We start from the raw sequence: 23,381 nt of genomic DNA on the forward strand, positions 1-23,381 counted from the left end.
GGCGCTGGCGGCGCTGCGTTCAATTTGCACGCACGCTCGGTCAACTGGCAGTGGAAAAGCAAGTCAGGCGGCCCGTTGGCACAAGGCTGCGCAGTCGCCAGCCTAAACGCCCAGCTTGCCGCGCACGTCGCGTGTGTCGGTCCAGCCTTCCAGCCGCTTGGCGAGGTCCTCGTCGTGTTCGGGCAGGACGATTTGGAGCGTGATGAGCTGGTCGCCGCGACTGCCGTCCTTGCGGGTCATGCCCTTGCCCTTGAGACGCAGGACCTTGCCCGAGCTGGAGCCCGCGGGGACCGTCAGCATCACGGCGCCGGATGCGGTGGGCGCCTTGACCTTCGCGCCGTTCAGCGCCTCGTCGAGCGTGATCGGCAGGTCGAGCCTGAGGTCGTCGCCGTCCTGCGTGAAGTAGGCATGCGGCTGGATCTGGATGGTGATCAGCGCGTCGCCGGGGCCACCCGGTCCCGGTTCGCCCTTGCCGCCCAGCCGCATCTGGGTGCCGTCCTCGACACCGGCGGGTAGCTTGAGGTCGATGGTCGACCCGTCGGACAGGGTAATGCGCTGGTCCTTGCGCTCGGCCGCATCTGTCAGCGGAACGGCGAGGCGATAGGCGACGTTGGAGCCGCGCGGCGCGGCCCGGCTGCGCCCGCCGCCCATTCCGCCCATACCGCCGGGGCTGCGCCCACCGGCACCGCCGAAGATACCGCCGAACAGGTCCTCGAGGTCGATCCCCTCGTTGCCGCCGAAGCCGCCGGAGAAGCCGCGCTGGCCTCCGCCACCGCCCATACCGCCGCCAAATCCGCTGCCGCCGGCACCAAACGGCATCGTCGGGTTTCCGTCGGCATCGATCTCGCCGCGGTCGAACTGTGCGCGCTTGGTCTTGTCGGACAGAAGGTCATAGGCGCGGGTGACGTCGGAGAAACGCTCCGTCGCCTTGGGATTGTCCTTGTTGGCGTCGGGGTGGAGCTCCTTCGCAAGCCTGCGATAGGCGGACTTGATGTCCTTTTCGCTCGCGCCCCGCGATACGCCGAGAGTGGTATAAGGATCTGCTGCCATAGTGACGCTTAGCTAGGTGTCCTCGGGGCTTACGGCAAGTTATGTATGCCCGTGCGCTTTTCTACTGCGTGCGCGGCGGCTATCGCTTGGGTTATGCCGCTTCGTGCCTATTTGAATTGTTCCCGATCAAGGCGGCCCGTGGCCGTGCGGGCAAGAAGCGTATTCCTTTCCCATCAAACCCTCAGGACAGTGCAAACCGTGTCAATCGCATCAGGAAACCGCCATGGAAAATGAACTGGCCCGCGAAGTCGTCCCGCACGGCGATCCCATCGCGCTGTTCAAGGCCTGGTACGACGAGGCCCGGACCACCGAGTTAAATGATTCCAATGCCATGGCTCTCGCCACCGCGACGCCGGAGGGGCTGCCTTCGGTGCGCATGGTCCTGCTCAAGGGCTACGGGGCGGACGGCTTCGTGTTCTATACCAATGGCCTTTCGCGCAAGGGGCGCGAGATTGCCGCGAACCCGAACGTCGCGTTGCTCTTTCACTGGAAGAGCCTGCGCCGCCAGATCCGCATCGAAGGCCATCTGCAGCCGGTAACGGCGGAGGAGGCCGACGCCTATTTCCATTCGCGCGCGCGGGATTCGCAGCTCGGCGCTGTCGCTTCCGACCAGTCGGCGCCGCTCGACAGCCGTGAGACGTTCCTGGCACGCTACGAATCCGTGCGCGACAGGTTCGATGGCAAGGACGTCGAGCGTCCGGGGCATTGGGGCGGGTACCGGGTCGTCCCGGCAGCGATGGAATTCTGGCACGACCGCGCGCACCGGCTGCACGAGCGCCGCCGTTTCGAGCGCGGGGCCGACGGCGACTGGTCCAGTACGCTGCTCTATCCGTGAGCATGCACCACGGGCATCTCAACCGCAGTGCGGCCATCGCCAGTATCTTGGCGGCGACGCTGCTGCTGGCGATCAAGGGCTGGGCGGCGTGGTCGACCGGCTCGACAGCGATGCTCGGCAGCCTTGCCGACACCGTACTCGATCTGGTTGCCAGCTTGGCGACGCTGCTGGGCGTGTGGATCGCCGCGCAGCCGGCGGACGACAAGCATCGCTTCGGCCACGGCAAGGCAGAGGCCATCGCCGCGCTGTTCCAGATCGTCCTGATCTCGATCTCTGCGCTCGGGATCGCCAGCCGCGCCATCGAGCAGTTCCTGTCCGGCGCGCGGGTGCAGTCCGCAGCCGAGGGTATCGGTGTTTCGGTGGCGGCGATTGTCGTGACCTTCGCGCTGCTGGCGTGGCAGCGCCACGTGATCCGCAAGACGGGCAGCCTCGCGATCACCACCGATAACGTCCATTACCAGTCAGACCTGCTGCTCAACCTTGCCGTGATCGCGGCGCTGGCGCTCGACCAGTATGCGGGCATTCGCGCCGCCGACCCGCTGTTCGGCTTCGGCATTGCGCTGTGGCTGGGCTGGGGTGCCTGGAAGGCGTCGAAGCAGGTGCTCGATCAGCTCATGGACCACGAATGGCCCGAGGCGAAGAAGCAGCGTTTTCTGGAAGTGCTGGCCCGCTATCCCGACATTACCGGGGTGCACGACCTGCGGACGCGCACGTCGGGCGACAAGGATTTCGTGCAGTTTCACATCTGGGTCGATCCGGCGATGACGGTGCGCAAGGCGCACCGGGTCATGGACGAGATCGAGGCCCAGATTCATTCCGAGTTTCCCGGCGTGGAAGTGCTGATCCACACCGATCCGGACGGTCTGGTCGATGAAAAGGGCGATGCCGGCAAGGACGTGCTGCCCCCGATCCGGATCGATGCCGAAACACCCTAGGCGGGATCGGCGCTAGTCTTTCCAGCCCGGGAACAGGGCGAGCAGCGCGCCCAGCCGGTCGTGCAGCACGCGTTCCTGCGCCGCATCGCTTTCGCCGAGGCGGACGATCGTGAGCAACTGGCTGGGCGATCCGATCACGTACTGCCCATGCTCGCCAAGGCACGCGAAAAGGTTGCTCGGGGCCGTGCCGGGATAGAGGCGGGCCTCGTCACCCGGCGGGGCGGTGTTGAGCCAGACCCCCGCGCCATAGGCCTCGTTGCGCGGCGAGGGGCTCAGCATGAACTGGATCCAGCGGCGCGGCAGGATCTGGGCGCCCTTGACCGACCCCTTGTGGCGCAGGAACTCGCCGAGCTTGCCCCAGTCGCGTGCGTCGGCGTGGATCATGGCGGCGCCGATCATCGTGCCCGCGCGGTCGTATCCCACTAGCGTCGAATCCATGCCGATCGGCAGCAGCACCCGGTTCTTGAGGAATTCGCTCACGGCATGGCGGCGGCGGGCGGGATTGTTGTCGGGCGCAAGCACCCTTGCGGCAAGGTCCGAGAGGATAACCGGGGTCGCCGAGGAATTCTCGAAGACGCGGCCGGCGGGCGCTTCCAGCGGCTGGGCCTCGGCATAGGCGGCCATGTCGTCGCGCCCGTCGAGGAAGAGCATGCGCATGCGATCCGATTCGCGGTCCTGGTCCTCGCCGCTTTCGGCCTTCTCCGAATGGCGCAGGCCCGAGCGCATCTGCAGCAGCTGCTTGAGAGTCACGACGCCGCGCGGGTCGCCGGGCCGCTGCCACGCGGGGACGGGGGCGGATTCGTTGAGCCGCAAGCGGCCGTCGCTCACGAGTTGACCGATCATCAGCGACGTGACGCACTGCCCCATGCTCCAGCCGGGTAGGCGGGTATCCTTGTCGATGCCCTCGCCATAGCGCTCGACGATCACTGACCCGCGCTTCATCACGATCAGCGCCTCTGTCCTGCCCACGCTTTCGCTGTCGAACAGCGCGTCCAGCGCGCGGCCGAGCGGTTCGCGCGGCGCGCCGCCTTCGTCGGCAATCGCGGCGAGCGAGGCATCGCTTGGCGGTGGCGGCCCTTCGGGGGCGGACTGTCCACAGCCCCACAGGGTTGGCAGCGCAAGCAGGGCGAGGATATGGGGAAGGCGGCGCACCGGCATGACGCTCGGTGTGATGTGCGAGGCGCAGGCGAATGGCAACACCCGGAAAATCGCGGACAGGGGACAACCCCTCGCAGGCCTACCCCACGCGCCAGCCTTCGCGCTGGGCACGTAATCTGGTGATCGTGCTGCTGATCGCGGGTGTTGCCGCGCTGGCGGGGTCCTGGCACGGGCTGCGCGAACGGGCGCTGGTCGGATCGGCCTATGGCGCGCGCGTCGGCTGCGTCTGCCGCTATGTTTCGAACCGTTCGCTCGACAGCTGCGAAGGCGATATTGCGGTGGCCGGGCTGGGTCGTATCGCTTCGCTGGTCTCGCTCTCCGAGAACAACGAGACGAAGACGATCACCGCTGGCATCCCGATGCTGATGCATCAACGTGCGACCTTCGATGCCAAGACCGGTTGCCAGCTCGAACCCTGGCAGGACTGATCGTCAGTCCCCCAAGGTCAGTCCCCCAAGGTCAGTCCCCCAGGGCTTCCTTCGCAACAGACTGGACGGCTTTCCAGTGGCTGGCGACCGGATCGGCCGGGTCGTAGATTTCCAGCCACTCCTGCGGGGCGATGCCGGTTTCCTCGAACACGGTGCCGTCGGGCGCGGCGAAGACTTCGTTCGAGAGTTCGAGCAGCCAGCCGTTTGGTAGCGGCTTGGGCAGCGGCGTCGAGAAGGAACCGCGCGTGGTCGTGCCGACCTGACGGACCTGCGGAAGCTGCCGGAACGCCAGCGTCGCCAGTTCGCCGCCGCTCACGGTCACGTCGCTGGTCATCAGGTAGACCGGTCCGTCGAAGCGCGGACCGTCGGCTGGCCTGATCCAGTGGGGAAACGGCGCGAGGCCCGAGCGGGGCGCGCGGGTGGTGAAGCCGATATAGGGCTTTTCGGTGAAGCGGCCGGGCAGCGCCTTGGCCACCGCGTCCCAGCCGCCGCGGTTGTTGGACAAGTCGACGATGACGGCATCGAGCCCCTCGAAAGCCGTGGAGGCCTCATCCAGCACACTATCAAGCGCGCCCAGTTCGGCGGCAGCCCATTCCGGAGAGGCGAAGTCCTCGCGGTCGGTGAAGCCGCCCATCACGAAGACCTGCAGATAGCCCACCCGCCCGTCGATCACACCCCAGATGATGCGGTCCTGCGCGACCTGATGGGCCGTATCGCCGAGCCCCGCACGCGTCTTTGCCATGAGCTGCGTTAGCCACGCGCCCTCACCCATGCTGGCGCGGATGCGTGGAAGCGTCTCGCCCTGACCGTCCTGGATGCGCCGCTTCTTGCCCTCGACAACGCCGATCAGCTTGGTGTGGCTGTCGGAAAGGCCGTCCATGAAGGCCCCCAGCGCGGTCCACAGCGCGTCGTCGTCCATGTCGGGGTGCATCCTGGCGCGCAACTTTGCGGCGCGGGCCGCGAAATCGGGCGGGCGGCGGTCGAAGAAGGCATAGTGCCGCTCGAAATGATCGAGGAAGGCATCGGCGACCACTTGCGGCGTTGCTTGCACGGGCGAAAGGCAGGGCGCGGGCAGGGCTTCGAGGCGATCGAAGACAACATTGGTATCGCCCGCGAGAAGCTGGAAGATCGCCGACTTCCCGCCGGGAAGCGCGCGGAAGTAGCGGTAGTGGACCGAAGACATGTCGCTGAGCGGCCCGCCTTCCTGCGGCGGGCGGTAGCAGGTGTCGCCGCTCTGGAACCGGGTCACGCCGTCTTCGTCGATATCGATGATCCAGCCGTAGCCTCGCGAGCGCCAGGCACCGCGAACGGCGGGGTCGGTATGGCCGTCCGCGGTCACGATCGGCTGGAGAGGCCCGGCCCCTTCCCAGGGCGTGGCAGCGGACGGTGTTTGCGCCGCGAGCGCGGCACCGGCAAGAAGACCAAGCAGCATCGAAACTTCCCCTGTTGCCCTGATCGGGCACGAAGTGCTTTGTGGTCAGGCGGTTATGGCGGCTTCGGTCGCTTCGATCCAGCCCCCGCCGATCACCCGCTCGCCGGCGTAGATCACCGCTGCCTGTCCCGGCGCCACGCCGTATTCGGGATTGGCGAAGCGGATGGTCGTCTCGGCATCGTCGCCGAAGGGGCCATCGAGCGTGATCGGCACCGGCTTGGCGAGCGAACGGACCTTGGCGGTGAGCGGGGTGCCCGCGGGTAGCGGGCCGATGCGGTTGGTCTCGGTGATCCGCGCGGACGCGGTGGCGAGCAGACGGCGCGGGCCGACTACCACATGGCGCGTGTCGGCATCGATGCGCACGACATAGAGCGGTTCGGGCTGCCCGCCGATCTCGAGGCCGCGGCGCTGACCGACCGTATAGTGGATCACGCCACGATGCGTACCGAGAACGTCGCCGGTCTCGGCATGGACGATCTCGCCGGGCGCTTCGCCCTCGGGACGCACGGAGCGCACTACCTTGGCGTAATCGCCGTCGGGCACGAAGCAGATGTCCTGGCTGTCGGGCTTGGCGGCTACGCGCAGCCCGGCAGCTTCGGCGAGGCGCCGGGTTTCGGTCTTGGGCAACCCGCCGAGCGGGAAGCGCAGGAAGTCGAGCTGTTCCTCGGTGGTGCCGTAGAGGAAGTAGCTCTGGTCGCGCGCGGGATCGGCGGCGCGGTGCAGTTCGGGGCCGGCCGGGCCGATCACGCGCTGCACGTAGTGCCCGGTGGCAAGGCAGTCCGCGCCGAGTTCGCGGGCCATGGCCAGCAGGTCTGTGAACTTGGGCCCCATGTTGCAGCGGATGCAGGGGATCGGCGTGCGACCCGAGAGATAATCGTCGGCGAAACGCTCGACGACTTCCTCGCGGAAGCTGCTCTCATGGTCGAACACGTAGTGGGCGATGCCCAGTCGGTCGGCCACGGCGCGGGCGTCGCGGATATCGTCGCCGGCGCAGCAGGCGCCCTTGCGACCGGTCGCCGCGCCATAGTCGTAAAGCTGCAGGGTCACGCCGATGACTTCGGCGCCGCTCGCGGCGGCAAGGGCGGCAACCACCGAGCTGTCGACTCCGCCGGACATGGCGACGACGATGCGCCGCTCGGAAAGCGGCTCGGGCAATTGCCAGATCTTAACCGGATCGAGGCCGGCAAGCAGGTCGGAAAGAGGGCTCATGGGCGGCCCCATACAGCGCATGGCACGGTTTTCCTACCTTTGAAGGCTTCGGCGCGCGGGAACGCAAGGCGTACCGGGTCGTTAAGCTTGTTCAACGAACCGTAAGAACGTCCTTTACCGTCCCTTGACCATGTTGAGGTTATACGGCCGGCATGAACATAGCTCACGACCACAAAACCTGCACGACAGGGCATCCGCAGGGTCGCGCGGATGAGGCGTTCGAGCCCCTTCAGCTAGACTGGAGGGACCTGCGTACGCGCTTGTTCGCCGCTCATGAAGTTCGCACCGTCCTGTCCCCGGAAACCAGGCCTTTGCGCCTGCGAATCCGTGGAAGTTTCGACGGTTGCGCAGCCTCCGCGCTAACTACTTATCAAGGTGTATCAAGACCCGTTAACCCAAAAGCTTCAGCCTATTGCAAGCCTGAAGCGGCAAAAGTCACTCCTGTCGCCGGAACAAGCAGCACCGGCGGACGAGGGTAAAGATGATCGAGAACCAGAAAATCCGTCCAGCCCAGGTGATCGGGCCTCTCGGTGAGCCGCTGACGCTGGACTCATTGCCGCCGCCGAACACGACCCGCTGGGTCGTGCGTCGCAAGGCGGAAGTGGTGGCCGCGGTTAACGGCGGGCTGCTGACGATTGACGAAGTTTGTGAACGCTATCAGCTCACACTCGAGGAATTCGCGTCGTGGCAGCGCGCGGTGGACCGGTCGGGCATGCAGGGCCTGCGTGTGACCCGAATTCAACACTATCGCGATCTTTACGAGCGCCAGCAGAAATACTGACGACGGCGACCTGAAGGTCTCAACGACAAAAAGAGCGGCGGTGGACACGGTTCACCGCCGCTTTTTTGCTTTCTGGCGTAACAATCAGCATGCCCGAGGGGTGTTTTCGGCAACCAAGTCGTTCGTCGATCCTGATCCGCTCCAAGGCGAGCGCACATTGCCACTAACCGGATGCAGGTATATGGCGGCAGCAACGAATTTCTGTCGCATGTGCAGACCGGATCGACTTGTGATCCGTCGGCTTCGTGGCAAGAGAAGGTCGATGTGGCCTTGTGGGAAGGCTTCGGCCGTTGCGGTGACTGAATGAATTACGAACCCAAGATAGAAGCCGAAGAAAGCAACCAGGTGGATACTGCGGAAAACCCGCTGGACACGGACCTCGAACAGGAACGTGCCTCCAAGCGCCGGATCTGGTTCATCGTCGGTATTGCCCTGGCGGCAATCGTCGGTATCTGGTTTCTTCTGCACAGCGGTAGCAGCGAAGACCTGGCCGGCGATGCGGCGGGACAGATCCCGGTCGTCACGGCGGTCGTTCCCGGCAAGACGACGATCGCCGGTGAAATCAATGCTACCGGCACGCTGGCGGCACGCCGCGAAATGCCGGTCGGTTCGGTCGGTGAGGGCGGTGAAGTCCGTTCGGTTCGCGTCGAACCCGGCGACTGGGTCAAGAAGGGTCAGATCCTGGCGGTCGTGGACCGTTCGGTGCAGTCGCAGCAGATCCAGAGCCAGGCCGCACAGGTCCAGGTGGCCGAGGCGGATGCCCGGCTCGCCCAGTCCAACCTCGACCGCGCGCTCCAGCTCGTGGACCGCGGCTTCATTTCCAAGGCCGACGTCGACAGGCTGACGGCGACCCGCGACGCGGCCAACGCGCGCGTGCAGGTCGCGCGCGCCACGCTGCGGCAGCTGCAGGCGCAGACTGCACGTCTCAACATCGTCGCGCCCGAGGCCGGTCTCGTGCTGACCCGCAGCGTCGAACCCGGCCAGGTCGTCGGCGGCGGCAGCGGCGCCCTGTTTACCATTGCCAAGGGTGGTCAGCTCGAACTGCTCGCCGATCTCAGCGAAGATGACCTGTCCTCGATTTCCGTGGGCGTCACCGCGCAAGTGACTCCGGTCGGCACCGAAAAGGTCTTTACCGGGCAGGTCTGGCAGCTCTCGCCGGTCATCGATCCGCAGAGCCGTCAGGGCACGGCCCGCATCGCGCTCGATTACGATCCGGCGCTGCGTCCGGGCGGTTTCGCCAGCGTGAAAATCAGCAGCGGTACCGTCGTGGCGCCGATGCTGCCGGAATCGGCGATCCAGAACGATGCCAAGGGCGCGTTCGTCTATACCATCGACGACAAGGGCATCGTGCATCGCAAGCCGGTCAAGACCGGTATGGTCACGGGGCAGGGCATTGCCGTCACATCCGGCCTGAGCGGCACCGAACAGGTGGTACTGCGTGCCGGTGGCTTCCTCAACGACGGCGACAAGGTCAAGGCCAAGCTCGTCTCCGGCGAGGAGTGATCGGCGCATGAGCCTGCGCAACATATCCGCATGGTCGATCCGCAACCCGATCATTCCGATCGTGTTCTTCATCGGCGTGATGATTGCCGGTCTGGTGTCCTTCAACCGGATGGACGTCAACAACATGCCGGACATCGAGTTTCCCGGTGTGATCGTGCGCGTGACCCAGCCGGGCGCCGCGCCGACCGAAATCGAGACGCAGGTCACGCAAAAGGTAGAAGCCGCGGCCCGTTCGGTCCCCGGCGTCGAGGAAATCCAGTCGACCGCCTCCGAAGGCGGCTCGACCACGCTGGTATTCTTCTCGGTGGGCACCAACGCCGACGTGGCCACCAACCAGGTCAAGAATGCGGTCGATCAGATCCGCAGCGACCTGCCCGACGGCATTCTCGAGCCGCAGGTGACGAAGATCGAAGGCGGCGGCGATGCGCTGGCTTACTTTGCCGTGAGCACCGACGACATGACGATGGAGCAGCTCAGCTGGTTCATCGACGATACCATCTCCAAGGCGCTGCTTTCGGTGGAGGGCCTCGCCGAGGTAGACCGCAATGGTGGTGTCGACCGCGAGATCCGCGTCGTCGTCGATCCCGAGCGCATGCAGGCACTGGGCGTGACCGCGCGCGACGTCAACATTGCGCTGCGCCAGATCAACACCGACGCAGCCGGCGGGCAGGCCGAAATCGCCGGTTCGCGCCAGTCGGTGCGCGTTCTGGGTAATGCCGAAAATGCCTACGACCTGTCCCAGACGCGCATCAATCTGGGCGGCGGCCGGCAGATCAAGCTGTCCGACATCGCCAGTGTCTACGACGGCTATTCGGAACAGACCCGCATCGCCAAGCTGCGCGGACGCGAAGTCGTCACGTTCAGCTTCCGCCGCGCGCTCGGGGCCTCGGACGTCACCGTCTACGACGAGGCGATGAAGAAGCTCAACCGGATCGAGAAGGACAATCCGAACATCCACATCACGCGGCTGTTCGCACCGGTCGACTATACCAAGGAACAGTACAGTTCTTCGATGGAAGCGCTGGTGGAAGGCGCGGTTCTGGCCATCGTGATCGTCTACCTGTTCCTGCGCGACTGGCGGGCCACGTTCATTTCGGCAATCGCCATTCCGCTGTCCGCGATCCCGACCTTCTGGTTCATGGACATGCTCGGCTTCACGCTGAACTTCCTTTCGCTGCTGGCGCTGAGTCTCGTGGCGGGTGTCCTCGTCGACGACGCGATCGTCGAGATCGAGAATATCGTCAGACACATGCGAATGGGCAAGAGCGCCTATCAGGCGTCTATCGACGCTGCCGACGAGATCGGCCTGGCAGTCGTCGCCACGACCTTCTCGATTGTCGCGGTGTTCCTGCCTGTCGGCCTGATGCCGGGTATTCCGGGACAGTTCTTCAAGGCCTTCGGTCTTACCGTGGTTGCGGCCGTGCTGATGAGCCTTGCTGTGGCGCGTCTCATCACGCCGATGGTCGCGGCCTACTTCCTGAAAGCCCATGGTCACGCCGAGCACGGCGGCGGCAAGGCGATGGACCTCTACATGAAGGTGCTCGCCTGGACGCTCGACAGCAGCGAGGCGCACCGCCGCAAGGCTGCGCTGGAAAAGGCACCGTCGCACTGGTGGTACTACCTCGTCGCGACCGTGCTGATCGTGGTGATCCTCGGCGCAGGCATGGCCCTCGCCGGCGGGATATTCAAAGTCCTGCAGATGGGGCTGGGCGCCATCGGGCTCGACAAGGCGGCCTTCGTGCTGGCTGCCGCGCTGGCGCCGCTCGGCATTCCGGTCGCGGTCATTGTGCTGGGCAAGCTGTTCAAGATGGCGGCTTCTGCGATGGGTGGTCTGGGACGGTGGTATCGCTATTTCTCGGACCGCATCGCAGCGCGCATGCACGATCACCGCTTCTACGCGTTCTGTGCCGGTATCTACGCGCTGGTTCTGACCTTCGCTCTGCTGGCCGGCCTGCCGCAGCAGTTCCAGCCCAACCAGAACGATGACTTCAGCCAGATCAATATCGAGATGGTGCCCGGCACCACGCTCGAGCAAACCGTGGGTGTCACCGACGAAGTCACGCATCTGCTCGAAGAGCAGCCCGAGGTCCGTCAGGTACTCCAGGCCAGCCGCGAGGGGCGGGCAACGCTCTATATCTCGCTCAAGCCTGCCGGCGAGCGCGGCATTACCAGTGTGGAGTTCGAACGGCGGATCGCTCCGCAGCTCCAGCAGATCGCCGACGCCCGCGTGAGCTTCGCGACGCAGTCGGGCGGCTTCGGCAGTGGCCGCGACATCTCGGTTATGCTCTCGGGCAGCGACAGCGACTTGCTCAACCAGACCGCGCAGACGCTGGTGGAACAGATGCGCGGTATTCCCGGCGTGGTGGCGCCGCGGATCGCGGCCGACCTGCAACAGCCCGAAATCGTTATCGTGCCGCGTCTCGATCTTGCCGCACAGCTTGGGGTGACGACAGCCGCGCTCAGCCAGACGATCCGCATCGCGACGATGGGCGAGATCGACCAGAACGCCGCCAAGTTCTCGCTCAGCGATCGCCAGGTGCCGATCCGCGTCATGCTGGGCCGGTCCTCGCGCCGCGACTTCTCGACTATCGAAAACCTCGCTGTGCCAACCACCAGCGGCGGTTCGGTTCCGCTCAAGCGCGTTGCAGAGATCCGCTTCGGGGCCGGCCCCACCCAGATCCAGCGCTACAATCAGTCGCGCCGCATCTTCGTTGGCGCCGATCTGGGCGAAGGTCAGGTCAAGGGCCCGATCATGGAGCAGATCCAGAACCTGCCGATCATGAAGAACCTGCCGACCGGCGTTTCGAATGCACCGGTGGGTGAAGACAAATGGCAGGCGGAAATGATCTCCAGCTTCGTGATCGCGGTGATCAGCGGCATCTTCCTGGTCTTCGCGGTGCTGGTGCTGCTCTACAAGCGCTTCGTTTCGCCGCTGGTAAACATGGCCTCGCTGCTGCTGGCCCCGCTCGGCGGCCTGCTGGCGTTGACGGTGGTGGGGCAGCCGGTTTCGATGCCGGTCTACATCGGCATTCTCATGCTGCTGGGCATCGTCGCCAAGAACTCGATCCTGCTGATAGACTTCGCCATCGAGGAGATGGGCAAGGGTGTCGACAAGCTGCACGCGATCATGGATGCCGGTCATAAACGTGCCCAGCCGATCGTGATGACCACTGTGGCGATGACCGCAGGCATGGTGCCGACGGCGCTCTCGTTGTCCGGCGACGGCGCGTTCCGTGCACCGATGGGCCTGACCGTGATCGGCGGCCTGCTGCTCTCGACGCTGCTGACCTTGGTGATCGTGCCTGCAGCCTTTAGCCTTGCCGATGGTTTCGAAAAACGCATCGGTCCGCGTCTGCGCAAGTCGCTGCTGACCTTCGAGCCTCACCACGCGGAGGAAGCGCATCGCGGCGAGCATGGGCTTCCGGCGGAATAAGCGAAAGGAAGCCATTGCCGCCAGTCCGGCGAAACAGGGTCGCGATCGCGCAGCTTCCCCCATCTGACAGGGCCCGGCGCATGCGGTTGTTCGCGACCGGGCTGCTGCTTGTCATGGCGGCGGCGTTCATCACCTTTCGGCAACTGCAGACGCTCTATCCCGGATGGGACGTGCCGCTGGGCTATGCCATCGCCTTTACCGAGGCGGCCATGGTCGGTGGGCTGGCCGACTGGTTTGCGGTGACCGCGCTGTTCCGCCGTCCGCTCGGCCTGCCGATCCCGCACACTGCGATCATCCCGGTCAACAAGGACCGGATCGCCGATTCGATGGCGACCTTCCTGCGGGACAACTTCCTGACGCCGCAAGTTGTCGCGCGGCGCCTTCAGGTGTTCAACCTTGCCGCGAGTGCGGGCGCCTTGCTCGCGAACCCGCAGCGCAGCGACCAGTCGCGCTTGCGCGAAGGCGCGGCGGGCCTGCTCGCTGACGTTCTGGAATCGCTCGATCCCGACAGGATGGGCGGCATGGTCAAGACCGGCCTGCGACGCCAGATCGAGAAGATCGATATCGCGTCGTTGCTCGGTCAGATGCTGGAAAACGCCATTGCCGACAAGCGCCACCTCCCGGTGCTGGAAAGCCTGCTGCGCAAGGTGGGCGAGGCGGTCGAATCGAACGAGCCGATGATCCGCGAGATGATCCACCAGCGCGCCAACACGATCATGCGCTGGACGGGGCTCGACGAGCGGCTGGCGAATGGCGTCCTCGACGGGACCTATCGCTTGCTGGCCGAGGTAATCGTGCAGCCCGATCACCCGCTGCGCGCAAAGATCGACGAGGCGCTTGCCAGTCTCGCGCACGACCTGAGGCACGATCCGGAGACCCGTGCCAAGGCCGAGCGGATCAAGAGCGAACTGCTCGAGAACCCGGCCATGGCAGCGTGGATGGACGCCATGTGGGAGCGTGGTCGCGAGGCGCTGCTGCGCGCCGTCCGCAACCCGGACCGGGCGCTTGCCGGCAGCCTTGGCGAATCGATCGCGCAGCTGGGTCAGGCGCTGGGCGAGGATCCGCGATTGCAGGTCCTGGTCAATCGCTTTGCCCGCCGCACGTTGGTCGGTGTCGCCTCACGCTATGGGTCGGAGATCGTGCGGCTGGTCTCGGAGACGGTGAAGCGCTGGGATGCCAAGACGGTTTCGGACCGTATCGAGGGTGCCGTCGGGCGCGACCTCCAGTTCATCCGCATCAACGGGACCGTTGTCGGCGGGCTTGTGGGTGTGGCCATCCACACGGTAGATCGCTGGCTATGACCGATGGACCGTTTCTGACCACCGAACGCTTAGAGCTGTGGAAGCCGCAGGCAGGAGATCTGCCGGACAGGGTCCGCCTGCTCGAAGGAGACGGCATGATGCAGTTCCTGGGCACTATCGGTCCCGATCCCAAGGCGCAGCATGACAAGCTTCTGCAGCACGCCGGAAGCTGGGCGCTTTACGACTATGGCACCTTCAGCGTTCGCCGTCGCGGAGAAGGCGACATCATCGCGACGGGCGGCATTTTCCATTCCTGGCGCGGTTTCGGTAAAGGGCTGGACGACGTCGCCGAGGCCGGCTGGATCGTGCGTCAGGACTGCTGGGGGCAGGGTGTCGCCGGTGAAATGATGCGGGCGTCGCTCGCCTGGTTCGATACGGCACACGGGCCGAGGCGCGTTGCCTGCATGATCGAGGCGGGCAACACTGCGTCGGAAAAGGTCGCCGGGTCGCTGGGTTTCGTGAAATACGATAGCCACGAAGAAGAGGGTGGCGCCGCCGTCAACCTGTTCGAGCGCCTGCCGGGCTAGGCGGCGGTTTCCGGAACGAGGCCGAGTTTCTCCCACGAAACATCCGCACTCCCGCGGCGTCCCTCGACGAAGCCGGCAGTGGCCAGATAGCCGGGATCGATCTCGCCGGTGCTCGACCAGTCGCGCACGCAGAGCCGCTCCTTGATGCGCCAGGTGCCCTGTTCGCGCTCCAGAGTGTCGACGTAGCGCCCACCCAGCTGGGTCATGCGTTCTCCCGGATCGGTGTCCGCGATGAGCGTGGCCACGAAGTATGTCTCCGCCGAAGCGGCACTGCCGTTCACCCGGATGAGCGACTGGCCCAGCATGTGGCTGACAACCTTGGTGGTCTGCCGCGCCTTTTCCAGAATGCGCTGTGTGAAGACCTTTCCGTCGCACTTGTCCGGACCGTGATCGTCCCAGCTCTCCTCGCAATAGACCGACGCCATTTCGGCCTCGTCGGCACGATCGCAGCCGTGGCAATAAGTCGCCAGCAGCTGGCGGATCTCGTGATGGTCCCACAGTTCCTGCAGACGTTCGTCCCGCTCTGGCCCTTGCACCGCATTCTCCCGCTCGATTTCGTGGCAGGCTATGATGAGAAGGAAGGAGCGCAAGCAAAAACCCCGGAAGGAAGCCTTCCGGGGTTCTCGTTCTTGTTCGTTTTTGCGGTGCCTCAGAGCTTGCCGGTCAGCTCCGGCACGGCATTGAAGAGGTCCGCCACGAGGCCGATATCGGCGACCTGGAAGATCGGGGCGTCCTCGTCCTTGTTGATGGCGATGATGGTCTTGGAGTCCTTCATGCCGGCAAGGTGCTGGATGGCGCCCGAGATACCCACGGCGATGTAGACTTCCGGTGCCACGATCTTGCCGGTCTGGCCGACCTGGTAGTCGTTGGGCACGTAGCCGGAGTCGACCGCGGCGCGGCTGGCGCCGACGGCAGCGCCGAGCTTGTCGGCGAGCGGCATGATGTACTCTTCGAAGGTCGGACCGTCCTTGAGGGCGCGTCCGCCCGAGACGATGATCTTCGCGCTGGTCAGTTCCGGACGCTCGCTCTTGGCGATTTCGGCGCCGACGAAGCTGGAGAGACCTGCATCACCGGGACCGGCAACATCCTCGATCGCAGCCGAACCGCCGGTTGCAGCAGCCTTTTCGAAGGCGGTGCCGCGCACGGTGATCACCAGCTTGGCATCGCTCGATTCGACGGTGGCGATGGCGTTGCCGGCATAGATCGGGCGCGTGAAGGTCTTTTCGCCTTCGACCGAGATGATGTCCGAGATCTGCATCACGTCGAGCAGCGCGGCGACGCGCGGCGCGATGTTCTTGCCGGTCGTGGTGGCGGGGGCCAGGAACGCGTCGTGATGGCCCATGAGATCGGCGATCAGCGGCGCGGCGTTTTCGGCCAGACCGTGTTCGTAGGCGGCATTGTCGGCCAGGTGGACCTTGCCCACGCCGGCGATCTGCGCGGCGGCCTCGGCCACGGCGCGGCAGCCCGAACCGGCGACCAGAAGGTGTACCTCACCGAGCTTCGAAGCGGCGGTGACGGTGGCGAGAGTGGCGTCCTTCAGGGACGCGTTGTCATGTTCGACCCAAACGAGCGTCTTCATCAGGCGACTCCCATTTCCTTGAGCTTGGCGACGAGGGCGTCGACGTCCTCGACCTTGATGCCGGCCTGGCGCACCGGCGGCTCGGAGACCTTGAGGGTCTTGAGACGCGGAGCGGTCTCGACGCCGTAGTCGGCAGGCGTCTTGTTATCGAGCGGCTTCTTCTTCGCCTTCATGATGTTCGGCAGCGAAGCGTAGCGCGGCTCGTTGAGGCGCAGGTCGGTGGTGACGATCGCCGGCATGGCGAGCTTCACGGTCTCGAGACCGCCGTCGACCTCGCGGGTGACGGAAACGCTGTCACCTTCGATCACGACCTTGCTGGCAAAAGTGCCCTGCGGGCGGCCGAGCAGCGCGGCGAGCATCTGGCCGGTCTGGTTCGAATCGTCGTCGATTGCTTGCTTGCCCAGGATCACGAGACCCGGGGTTTCCTCGTCGACGATCGCCTTGAGGATCTTGGCAACGGCCAGCGGCTCGACTTCGTCGTCGGTCTGGACGAGGATGGCGCGGTCGGCGCCCATGGCGAGCGCGGTGCGCAGGGTTTCCTGCGCCTTTGCCGGGCCGATCGAGACCGCGACGATCTCTTCCGCGCTGCCGGCTTCCTTGAGACGAATGGCTTCCTCGACGGCGATTTCGTCGAACGGGTTCATGCTCATCTTGACGTTGGCGAGGTCAACGCCGGAGCCGTCGGCCTTGACCCGCGGCTTCACGTTATAGTCGATCACCCGCTTAACGGGGACGAGGATTTTCATTTCGATCAGTCCTCTCACTGCGGCGCGGCAGCAATTTAACCGCGCGATTAAATCTGGTCGGGCTCGCTATTGCGATATGAAGGCGTAACGTCAAGCCCTGCAAAAAGCGATGGGTGTCTCGATGCCTTTGCGATTCATCGCTTTCAGCGCCCGGATAAACAAACGGCGAGGGTGTTCGCCCCCGCCGCATGTCGTCTTATCGGTGCCTTGAGGCTGTCCGAAAGAATCAGGCCGCCTTCTTGACTTCGGCGACGATCTTCTGGGCGGCGTCGCCCAGGTCGTTGGCCGCCACGATGGGCAGGCCGGAGTTGGCGAGGATGTCCTTGCCCTGCTGAACATTGGTGCCTTCGAGGCGAACCACCAGCGGAACCGAGAGGTTCACGTCCTTGGCCGCGGCAACGATGCCCTCGGCAATGACGTCGCACTTCATGATGCCGCCGAAGATGTTCACGAGGATGCCCTTCACGTTGGGATCGCCGAGGATAATCTTGAACGCGGCCGTCACCTTCTCCTTGTTGGCGCCGCCGCCCACGTCGAGGAAGTTGGCGGGGAAGGAACCGTTGAGCTTGATGATGTCCATGGTCGCCATGGCGAGGCCGGCGCCGTTCACCATGCAGCCGATGTCGCCATCGAGCTTGATGTAGGCGAGGTCGTACTTGCTGGCTTCGATCTCGGCCGGATCTTCCTCGGTCTCGTCGCGCAGCTCGGCCACGTCGGGGTGGCGGTAGAGCGAGTTCGAATCGAAGCTCATCTTGGTGTCGAGCACGAGCAGCTTGCCGTCGGCGCTTTCGACCAGTGGGTTGATCTCGAGCATGTCGCAGTCGAGCGCGATGAAGGCTTCGTAGACCTGCTTGGCGAGCTTCTGGGCCTGCTTGTTGAGGTCACCCGTCAGCTTGAGCGCGAAAGCGACGGCGCGGCCGTGGTGCGGCTGGAGGCCTTCGGCCGGATCGATCGTGACGGTCGTGATCTTTTCCGGAGTCGAGTGGGCGACTTCCTCGATGTCCATGCCGCCTTCGGTCGAGGCGATCATGGCGACGCGGCCGCTGGCGCGGTCGACCAGCATCGAGAAGTAGTATTCCTTGGCAATGTCGACGCCGTCGGTCACGTAGAGGCGGTTCACCTGCTTGCCGGCTTCACCGGTCTGGATGGTGACGAGGGTGTTGCCGAGCATTTCCTTGGCGAATTCCTCGACCTCCTCGATCGACTTGGCGAGGCGCACGCCGCCCTTGGCATCGGGGCCGAGTTCCTTGAACTTGCCCTTGCCGCGGCCACCGGCGTGAATCTGGGCCTTCACGACATAGAGCGGTCCGGGAAGCTGCTTGGCGGCGGCAACGGCCTCTTCGACGGTGAGGGCGGGGATGCCGGCGGGGATACCCACGCCATACTTCGCAAGCAGTTCCTTGGCCTGATACTCGTGAATGTTCATCGCTGAATCGCTTTCTGCTGGAGTTTCCTCGGGGAAGGCGCGGGTGCCGAATTTTGCACCGCCGCATAAGCACATCCCTGCGCGCTTGAAAAGTCCCGTTCCCTGCGCAATTTCATAGGGTGGGCCCGCCCTGTGAAAGAAAGAAGACCTCCTCCCATGATCGACCGCCAGAAACTCGAAGCCATCGTCCGCGAAGCCGGGCGCATCGCGCTTGCCGGCTGGCCGGGCGACGGGCACGTGCTCGATCACTGGGAAAAGTCGCCGGGCAATCCGGTCTGTTCGGTCGACCTGGAAGTCGATTCGTTTCTGAAGAAGGAGTTGCGCGCGCTCCTGCCGGCGGCGGGCTGGCTATCCGAGGAAACGCTCGATGCCCATGAACGGCTGAACGATTCGCTGGTGTGGCTGGTCGATCCCATAGACGGCACGCGCGACTTCATCGGCGGGCGTCCCGGCTGGTCGATCTCCGTCGCGCTGGTCAACACCCGGCGGCCGCTGCTCGGTTATCTCTATGCGCCGGCGCGGCGCCGCGAGGAGGGGGGCGAATTCTGGTCGGGCGAGGCGGGCAAGGGAGCCTGGCGCAACGGCAGCCGGCTGACGGCGAGCTCCCGCGATTCGCTGCCCGGTGCGCGCGTACCGGCAAAAAAGCTTGCGCCTGAGGACGCCGATCTGGAGCTGGTCGACCAGCCCAACTCGATTGCCCTGCGCATGGCAATGGTCGCGGCCGACGAGGCGGACCTGCTGGCGACACTGCGCTGGGGTTTCGAATGGGACATTGCAGCGGCTGGTCTGATCGCGCGCGAGGCCGGGGCCGCCGTCACCGATGCCTTCGGCCGCCCGCTCAACTACAACAAGCACGATCCGCGCGCCTTCGGCGTGCTTTGCTCTTCCGCGGGCATTCATGGCCAGGCAGTGGAGCGGCTGGCGGACCGGGCGGCGCGAATCCTGTCCTGACGGCGGCTCAGGTCGCGACGGGTTCTCGCGGTGAACTGCTGCGCAGCAGAACCAGCCCGAGCATGGCCGAGAGCAGCGATCCGGTAAGCACTCCGAGCCGGACCGGCGCATCGAACGACGACATCTCGAAGGCGAGGCCGCCGAGGAACAGGCTCATCGTGAAGCCGATGCCGCAGCAGGCTGCGAGGCCGTAGAGCTGGACCCAGCGGGTCGCCGCCGGCATCGGCGCGAAGCCGAACCGGATCATCGCCGCCATCGGCAGGAAGATGCCAAGCTGCTTGCCGAGAAACAGGCCGAGGACAATGCCCAGAGTGACCGGCTCGCGGAAGCTTTCCAGCCCCACGCCGCCGAAAGCGACACCGGCGTTGACGAAGGCGAACATCGGCAGGATCAGATAGGCCACCCAGGGATGCAGAACGTGCTCGAGATCCTTGAGGGGCGAGCGGTCCGGCGACTTGCGCGAGGTCATCGGAATCGCAAAGGCCGTAACGACGCCCGCCAGCGTCGCGTGGACGCCCGACTTGAGCACGCAGGCCCAGAGGATCGCGGCGATAAGCGCATAGGGGATGAGTTGCTCCACCCCCATCCGGTTGAGAACGATGAGTGCCAGCACCGCGACTGCCGCCAGTGCCAGCGAAACGGTCGATAGATCGCTGGTGTAGAAGACGGCGATCACGATGATGATTCCGAGGTCGTCGATGATGGCGATCGCGGTGAGCAGGATCTTGAGCGATGTCGGAACGCGGTTGCCGGCAAGCGCGATGATGCCGAGCGCGAAGGCAATGTCGGTCGCGGCGGGAATGGCGACGCCGGGCATGCCGGCCGGATCGGCGCGGTTGATGAAGGCATAGATCAGGCACGGCACGATCATTCCGCCGAGGGCCGCCACCACCGGCAGTGCCAGGGCCGAGCGGTCGGCGAAAGCGCCTTCAAGAAACTCGCGCTTCACTTCGAGCCCGATGAGGAAGAAGAACACCGCCATCCACAGGTCGTTGACCCAGAGCAGCAGCGGCTTGGTGATCTCCAGCGGGCCGAGGATGACCGAGCCGGGGATCGCGAGGAACCGCTCGTAATGGATGCCGTAGGCACTGTTCGCGAGCAGCAGCGCCACGGCAGCGCAGGCCACGAGGATCAGGCCGGCAACGGCTTCCTTGCTGAGAAAGTCGTTGAGCGGGTTTCTCAGCACGCGCTTGTCCTGATCGGCGTAGGCTACCATGGTCCGTCCTCGCGTTGGGGGCGCAGTGCGCTGCGGTCTTTCCTATCGCCTCCGTGCGATAGGAATATTCGCCGATGGCTAGAAAGCCAAAAGAGGCCGGAATGCGGATCGCACCCGGCCTCTTTGCGTGTTCGCGTCAAGCGAGGGGCTTAGCGCGCGGCATTGGCCTCGTCGGTCGTGACCGGCGTGATCTTGATTTCGACGCGGCGGTTGAGCGCGCGGCCTTCCGGGGTGGTGTTGTCCGCGACCGGGTAGCCTTCTCCCATGCCCTGCGTCTGGATGCGCGCGGAGGAAACGCCGCGGCTGATCAGGTAGCGGGCGACCGAATCGGCGCGGCGCTTCGACAGGTCCATGTTGTAGGCGTCCGATCCGGTCGAATCGGTGTGGCCATAGACGTCGATCAGGCTGTTCGGGTACTGGACCATCGAGTTGGCGACCTTGTCCAGCGTCGCCTGGAACGACGGGCTGATCGCGGTCGAATTAACGGCGAAGGTCACGTCGGGCAGGTTTACGAGGATGCCGTCGCCTTCCTGGCTGACATCGACGCCGGAGCCGGCGGTCTGCTCCTTGAGTTCCTTGATCTGCTTGTCCATCTGGTAGCCGACCACGCCGCCCGCGACGCCGCCGATGCCGGCACCAAGGATACGTGCGGTCTTGCCGCCGATGACACTACCCAGCAGATAGCCGAGCCCGGCGCCGCCGACGCCGCCGATGGCCGTGCGCGAAACCTTGCGCTCGCCGGTGTTGGGATCGGTGACACAAGCTGACACGGCAACAAGCGACAGTGCAGCCGCGGCCGATGTTAACAGGCGCGATTTCTTCATGAGACAGGCCCTTCCTCTGTTAAATTCTTGCGCGTGTATGTGCGGTAGTGAACATGAACGGCAAATGGATATTAGTGTCCAAACTCGTTTCGTCCCCATGTGTTCCATCTGCCTCTCTACCAAGGCGATGACGGTGCTGTTGCAAGCGCCTCTTCGCTATTGCGCAAATCTCTGCTAGCGCTGGCTCCATTGTGACGCCCTTTCCCTGGACCGACCTCCTCATCATCGCCGGACTTATCCTGCTCAACGGCCTGTTCTCGATGTCTGAACTGGCCATTGTTTCAGCGCGTTCGGCCCGGCTCCAGGTTTCTGCCGAAAAGGGCAGCGGTGCGGCGAAGACCGCGCTGGAGCTGGCTGCCGACCCCGGCAAGTTCCTCTCTACCGTGCAGATCGGGATCACCCTGATCGGCATTGTCGCCGGTGCCTATTCGGGCGCAAGCCTGGGCGAACCGGTGGGTGAGCGGGTAAAGATGCTGGGTGTGCCTGAAGGCATCGCCAGTCAGACGGGCTTCGCGCTCGTGATCATCGCCACGACCTATGGCAGTCTTGTTATCGGCGAGCTGGTACCCAAGCAGCTCGCGCTGCGTATGGCCGAGCCCGTCGCCATTCTGATGGCGCGACCGATGCTTTGGATGGCCCGCCTGATGGCCCCGTTCGTATGGCTGCTCGACAAGTCTTCGGGCGTGATCCTGCGGCTGTTTTCGATCCGCGGAAGCGGGCAGGAGCGGCTGACCGCGGAAGAACTCCACATGATCTTTGCCGAAGCCACGCGCAGCGGCGTGATCGAGGAAGAAGAGCGCGCGATGATGACGGGGGTCATGCGTCTTGCCGATCGCCCGGTGCGCGAACTGATGACGCCGCGCAACCAGATCGACTGGATCGACATCGATGCCGACGAAGCCGGTCTGCGCGCCAAGATCGAGGCTTCGCCGCACTCGCTGCTTCCTGTCGCCGACGAGGATTCGCCCGACAACGTCGTGGGCATTCTGCGGGTCAAGGAAGTCCTCGCGGCGCTAGTCGCCGGACGTGAAGTCGACATCCGCACCATGATGAAGAAGGCGGAAGTCATTCCCGACCAGCTCGATTCGATGGATGCGCTGCGCAAGCTGCAGACCGCCGAAGTCGCCATGGCTGTCGTCCACGACGAGTATGGCCATCTCGAAGGTCTCGTGACCCCGTCGGACGTGCTGGCCGCGCTGGCCGGATCGTTCGTGAGCCACCAAGACGAGGGCGACGAGCCGATGGTGGTCGAGCGTGAGAATGGATCGTTGCTGATCTCGGGTTCCATGCCGGCCGATGCCATGGCGGACCGCTTGCAGGTGACCTTGCCCGAAGACCGTGAGTTCGCGACCGTGGCCGGCTACGTCATGGCCGTGCTCAAGAAGGTCCCCAAGGAGGGTGACGCCTTCACCGAGTACGGGTGGCGCTTCGAAGTCGTCGACATGGATGGGCTGCGGATCGACAAGGTGCTTGTCGAACTCGTCGAATTCGCTGCGGAAGTCGAAGAAGGCGATGGTGTCAGCGGAGATAGCTGACCGGGGTTCGGTGTTCCCGATCACCCGGATACAGCAAGAAAGGGCCGGAGTTTCCCCCGGCCCTTTTTCTGTGTCTTGCGGTGCTGGTTGGTTCAGCCGCCGACCGAAGTCTGGGCGTCGCGGCCGTCACCTTCCGGTGCCGAGAGGATCGCGCGGGTCACCTGCCCCTTGGCCACGGTGTAGGTCTGCGGATCGCCGACCGAGGAACGAATGCCGGGATCGGCCGTGCCGGCCATGCCGAGCGTATTCTTCTCGATGTCGCTGCGGGCCTGCGGGCCGCCGAACAGGGCGTCGAGCGTCTGCTGCTGCAGGCTGCCATCGGTCGGGCGCGGCTCGCCTTCCTTGGGCGGCGTCAGCGAGAAGTCGGGCGGAACCACCAGCGGAGACTGGCGCTGCACCGCAAACTCGTCGGGACGGTTGCGGTTGAAAAGCCCCGTGCTGCCGCAGGCGGACAGCAGGACCGCGCCTGTCGTGACGAGAATAAGGGCGCCGGTTTTCTTCATGGGCATCAA

Annotated in this window: 21 protein-coding genes; 10 read left to right on the forward strand and 11 right to left on the reverse strand. The window is 64.9% G+C overall.

Annotated features, from left to right (window positions below):
- Positions 1 to 102: 102 nt before the first annotated feature.
- Positions 103 to 1,050, reverse strand: coding sequence for a DnaJ C-terminal domain-containing protein (locus IEX64_RS01285; protein ID WP_188817446.1), 948 nt, complete (start codon positions 1,048 to 1,050; stop codon positions 103 to 105).
- A 223-nt stretch (positions 1,051 to 1,273) separates the two neighbouring features.
- Between IEX64_RS01285 and pdxH the strand changes: the two genes are divergently transcribed.
- Both pdxH and IEX64_RS01295 read left to right on the forward strand, forming a co-directional pair.
- On the forward strand, positions 1,274 to 1,885 hold the full coding sequence (gene pdxH, locus IEX64_RS01290; protein WP_188817447.1) for a pyridoxamine 5'-phosphate oxidase: 612 nt from the start codon (positions 1,274 to 1,276) through the stop codon (positions 1,883 to 1,885).
- Positions 1,886 to 1,887: 2 nt separating this feature from the next.
- A complete protein-coding gene (locus IEX64_RS01295; protein WP_188817624.1) occupies positions 1,888 to 2,820 on the forward strand; it encodes a cation diffusion facilitator family transporter in 933 nt (310 codons plus the stop codon).
- A 12-nt stretch (positions 2,821 to 2,832) separates the two neighbouring features.
- Here IEX64_RS01295 and IEX64_RS01300 read toward each other — a convergent pair whose 3' ends face one another.
- Positions 2,833 to 3,978, reverse strand: coding sequence for a serine hydrolase domain-containing protein (locus IEX64_RS01300; RefSeq protein ID WP_188817626.1), 1,146 nt, complete (start codon positions 3,976 to 3,978; stop codon positions 2,833 to 2,835).
- 32 nt (positions 3,979 to 4,010) lie between these two features.
- Here IEX64_RS01300 and IEX64_RS01305 point away from each other — a divergent pair, with 32 nt between their 5' ends.
- Positions 4,011 to 4,406 (forward strand): hypothetical protein, encoded by a 396-nt coding sequence (locus tag IEX64_RS01305; protein WP_188817449.1) that lies wholly within the window; start codon positions 4,011 to 4,013, stop codon positions 4,404 to 4,406.
- 31 nt (positions 4,407 to 4,437) lie between these two features.
- Here the strand turns inward: IEX64_RS01305 and IEX64_RS01310 are convergent, their stop codons facing one another.
- Positions 4,438 to 5,838, reverse strand: coding sequence for a S41 family peptidase (locus IEX64_RS01310; RefSeq protein ID WP_188817450.1), 1,401 nt, complete (start codon positions 5,836 to 5,838; stop codon positions 4,438 to 4,440).
- 45 nt (positions 5,839 to 5,883) lie between these two features.
- Positions 5,884 to 7,047: a tRNA 2-thiouridine(34) synthase MnmA gene (mnmA, locus tag IEX64_RS01315; RefSeq protein WP_188817452.1), complete on the reverse strand. Its 1,164-nt coding sequence runs from the start codon at positions 7,045 to 7,047 to the stop codon at positions 5,884 to 5,886.
- A gap of 481 nt (positions 7,048 to 7,528) precedes the next feature.
- Here mnmA and sciP point away from each other — a divergent pair, with 481 nt between their 5' ends.
- From sciP to IEX64_RS01340, 5 genes are all read left to right on the forward strand, one after another.
- Positions 7,529 to 7,828: a CtrA inhibitor SciP gene (gene sciP / locus IEX64_RS01320; protein ID WP_188817454.1), complete on the forward strand. Its 300-nt coding sequence runs from the start codon at positions 7,529 to 7,531 to the stop codon at positions 7,826 to 7,828.
- Between the two features lie 303 nt (positions 7,829 to 8,131).
- Positions 8,132 to 9,331: an efflux RND transporter periplasmic adaptor subunit gene (locus IEX64_RS01325; RefSeq protein WP_188817456.1), complete on the forward strand. Its 1,200-nt coding sequence runs from the start codon at positions 8,132 to 8,134 to the stop codon at positions 9,329 to 9,331.
- Positions 9,332 to 9,338: 7 nt separating this feature from the next.
- A complete protein-coding gene (locus tag IEX64_RS01330) occupies positions 9,339 to 12,764 on the forward strand; it encodes an efflux RND transporter permease subunit (RefSeq protein WP_188817458.1) in 3,426 nt (1,141 codons plus the stop codon).
- 80 nt (positions 12,765 to 12,844) lie between these two features.
- Positions 12,845 to 14,065 (forward strand): DUF445 domain-containing protein, encoded by a 1,221-nt coding sequence (locus IEX64_RS01335; RefSeq protein ID WP_188817460.1) that lies wholly within the window; start codon positions 12,845 to 12,847, stop codon positions 14,063 to 14,065.
- Positions 14,062 to 14,592: a GNAT family N-acetyltransferase gene (locus IEX64_RS01340; protein WP_188817462.1), complete on the forward strand. Its 531-nt coding sequence runs from the start codon at positions 14,062 to 14,064 to the stop codon at positions 14,590 to 14,592. The genes IEX64_RS01335 and IEX64_RS01340 overlap by 4 nt, the downstream gene beginning before the upstream one ends.
- On the opposite strand, the gene IEX64_RS01345 is transcribed toward IEX64_RS01340, so the two are convergent.
- From IEX64_RS01345 to sucC, 4 genes are all read right to left on the reverse strand, one after another.
- Positions 14,589 to 15,128: a nuclear transport factor 2 family protein gene (locus tag IEX64_RS01345; protein WP_188817464.1), complete on the reverse strand. Its 540-nt coding sequence runs from the start codon at positions 15,126 to 15,128 to the stop codon at positions 14,589 to 14,591. The genes IEX64_RS01340 and IEX64_RS01345 overlap by 4 nt on opposite strands.
- A gap of 113 nt (positions 15,129 to 15,241) precedes the next feature.
- Positions 15,242 to 16,171, reverse strand: coding sequence for an electron transfer flavoprotein subunit alpha/FixB family protein (locus tag IEX64_RS01350; protein ID WP_188817466.1), 930 nt, complete (start codon positions 16,169 to 16,171; stop codon positions 15,242 to 15,244).
- Complete coding sequence (locus IEX64_RS01355) at positions 16,171 to 16,917, reverse strand: electron transfer flavoprotein subunit beta/FixA family protein (RefSeq protein ID WP_188817468.1); 747 nt, start codon at positions 16,915 to 16,917, stop codon at positions 16,171 to 16,173. Before IEX64_RS01355 ends, IEX64_RS01350 begins: the two co-directional genes overlap by 1 nt.
- 226 nt (positions 16,918 to 17,143) lie before the next feature.
- Positions 17,144 to 18,343 (reverse strand): ADP-forming succinate--CoA ligase subunit beta, encoded by a 1,200-nt coding sequence (gene sucC / locus IEX64_RS01360; RefSeq protein WP_188817470.1) that lies wholly within the window; start codon positions 18,341 to 18,343, stop codon positions 17,144 to 17,146.
- Between the two features lie 156 nt (positions 18,344 to 18,499).
- On the opposite strand from sucC, the gene IEX64_RS01365 reads away from it, so the two are divergent.
- The gene (locus tag IEX64_RS01365; protein ID WP_188817472.1) at positions 18,500 to 19,294 is read left to right on the forward strand and encodes a 3'(2'),5'-bisphosphate nucleotidase CysQ; all 795 of its coding nucleotides are present in this window, start codon (positions 18,500 to 18,502) and stop codon (positions 19,292 to 19,294) included.
- A gap of 7 nt (positions 19,295 to 19,301) precedes the next feature.
- Here the strand turns inward: IEX64_RS01365 and nhaA are convergent, their stop codons facing one another.
- A complete protein-coding gene (nhaA, locus tag IEX64_RS01370; RefSeq protein WP_188817474.1) occupies positions 19,302 to 20,510 on the reverse strand; it encodes a Na+/H+ antiporter NhaA in 1,209 nt (402 codons plus the stop codon).
- A 149-nt stretch (positions 20,511 to 20,659) separates the two neighbouring features.
- Positions 20,660 to 21,334: a YiaD family glycine zipper/OmpA-like lipoprotein gene (locus IEX64_RS01375; RefSeq protein WP_188817476.1), complete on the reverse strand. Its 675-nt coding sequence runs from the start codon at positions 21,332 to 21,334 to the stop codon at positions 20,660 to 20,662.
- Positions 21,335 to 21,525: 191 nt separating this feature from the next.
- Between IEX64_RS01375 and IEX64_RS01380 the strand changes: the two genes are divergently transcribed.
- Positions 21,526 to 22,869, forward strand: a complete 1,344-nt coding sequence (locus tag IEX64_RS01380; protein WP_188817478.1) for a hemolysin family protein — start codon at positions 21,526 to 21,528, stop codon at positions 22,867 to 22,869.
- Positions 22,870 to 22,961: 92 nt separating this feature from the next.
- On the opposite strand, the gene IEX64_RS01385 is transcribed toward IEX64_RS01380, so the two are convergent.
- Positions 22,962 to 23,378 carry a DUF3035 domain-containing protein gene (locus IEX64_RS01385; RefSeq protein ID WP_188817479.1) on the reverse strand — a complete coding sequence of 139 codons (417 nt, stop codon included), beginning with the start codon at positions 23,376 to 23,378 and terminating at the stop codon, positions 22,962 to 22,964.
- Positions 23,379 to 23,381: the final 3 nt, after the last annotated feature.

It is taken from the genome of Novosphingobium indicum, assembly GCF_014645195.1.
GTDB lineage: Bacteria > Pseudomonadota > Alphaproteobacteria > Sphingomonadales > Sphingomonadaceae > Novosphingobium > Novosphingobium indicum.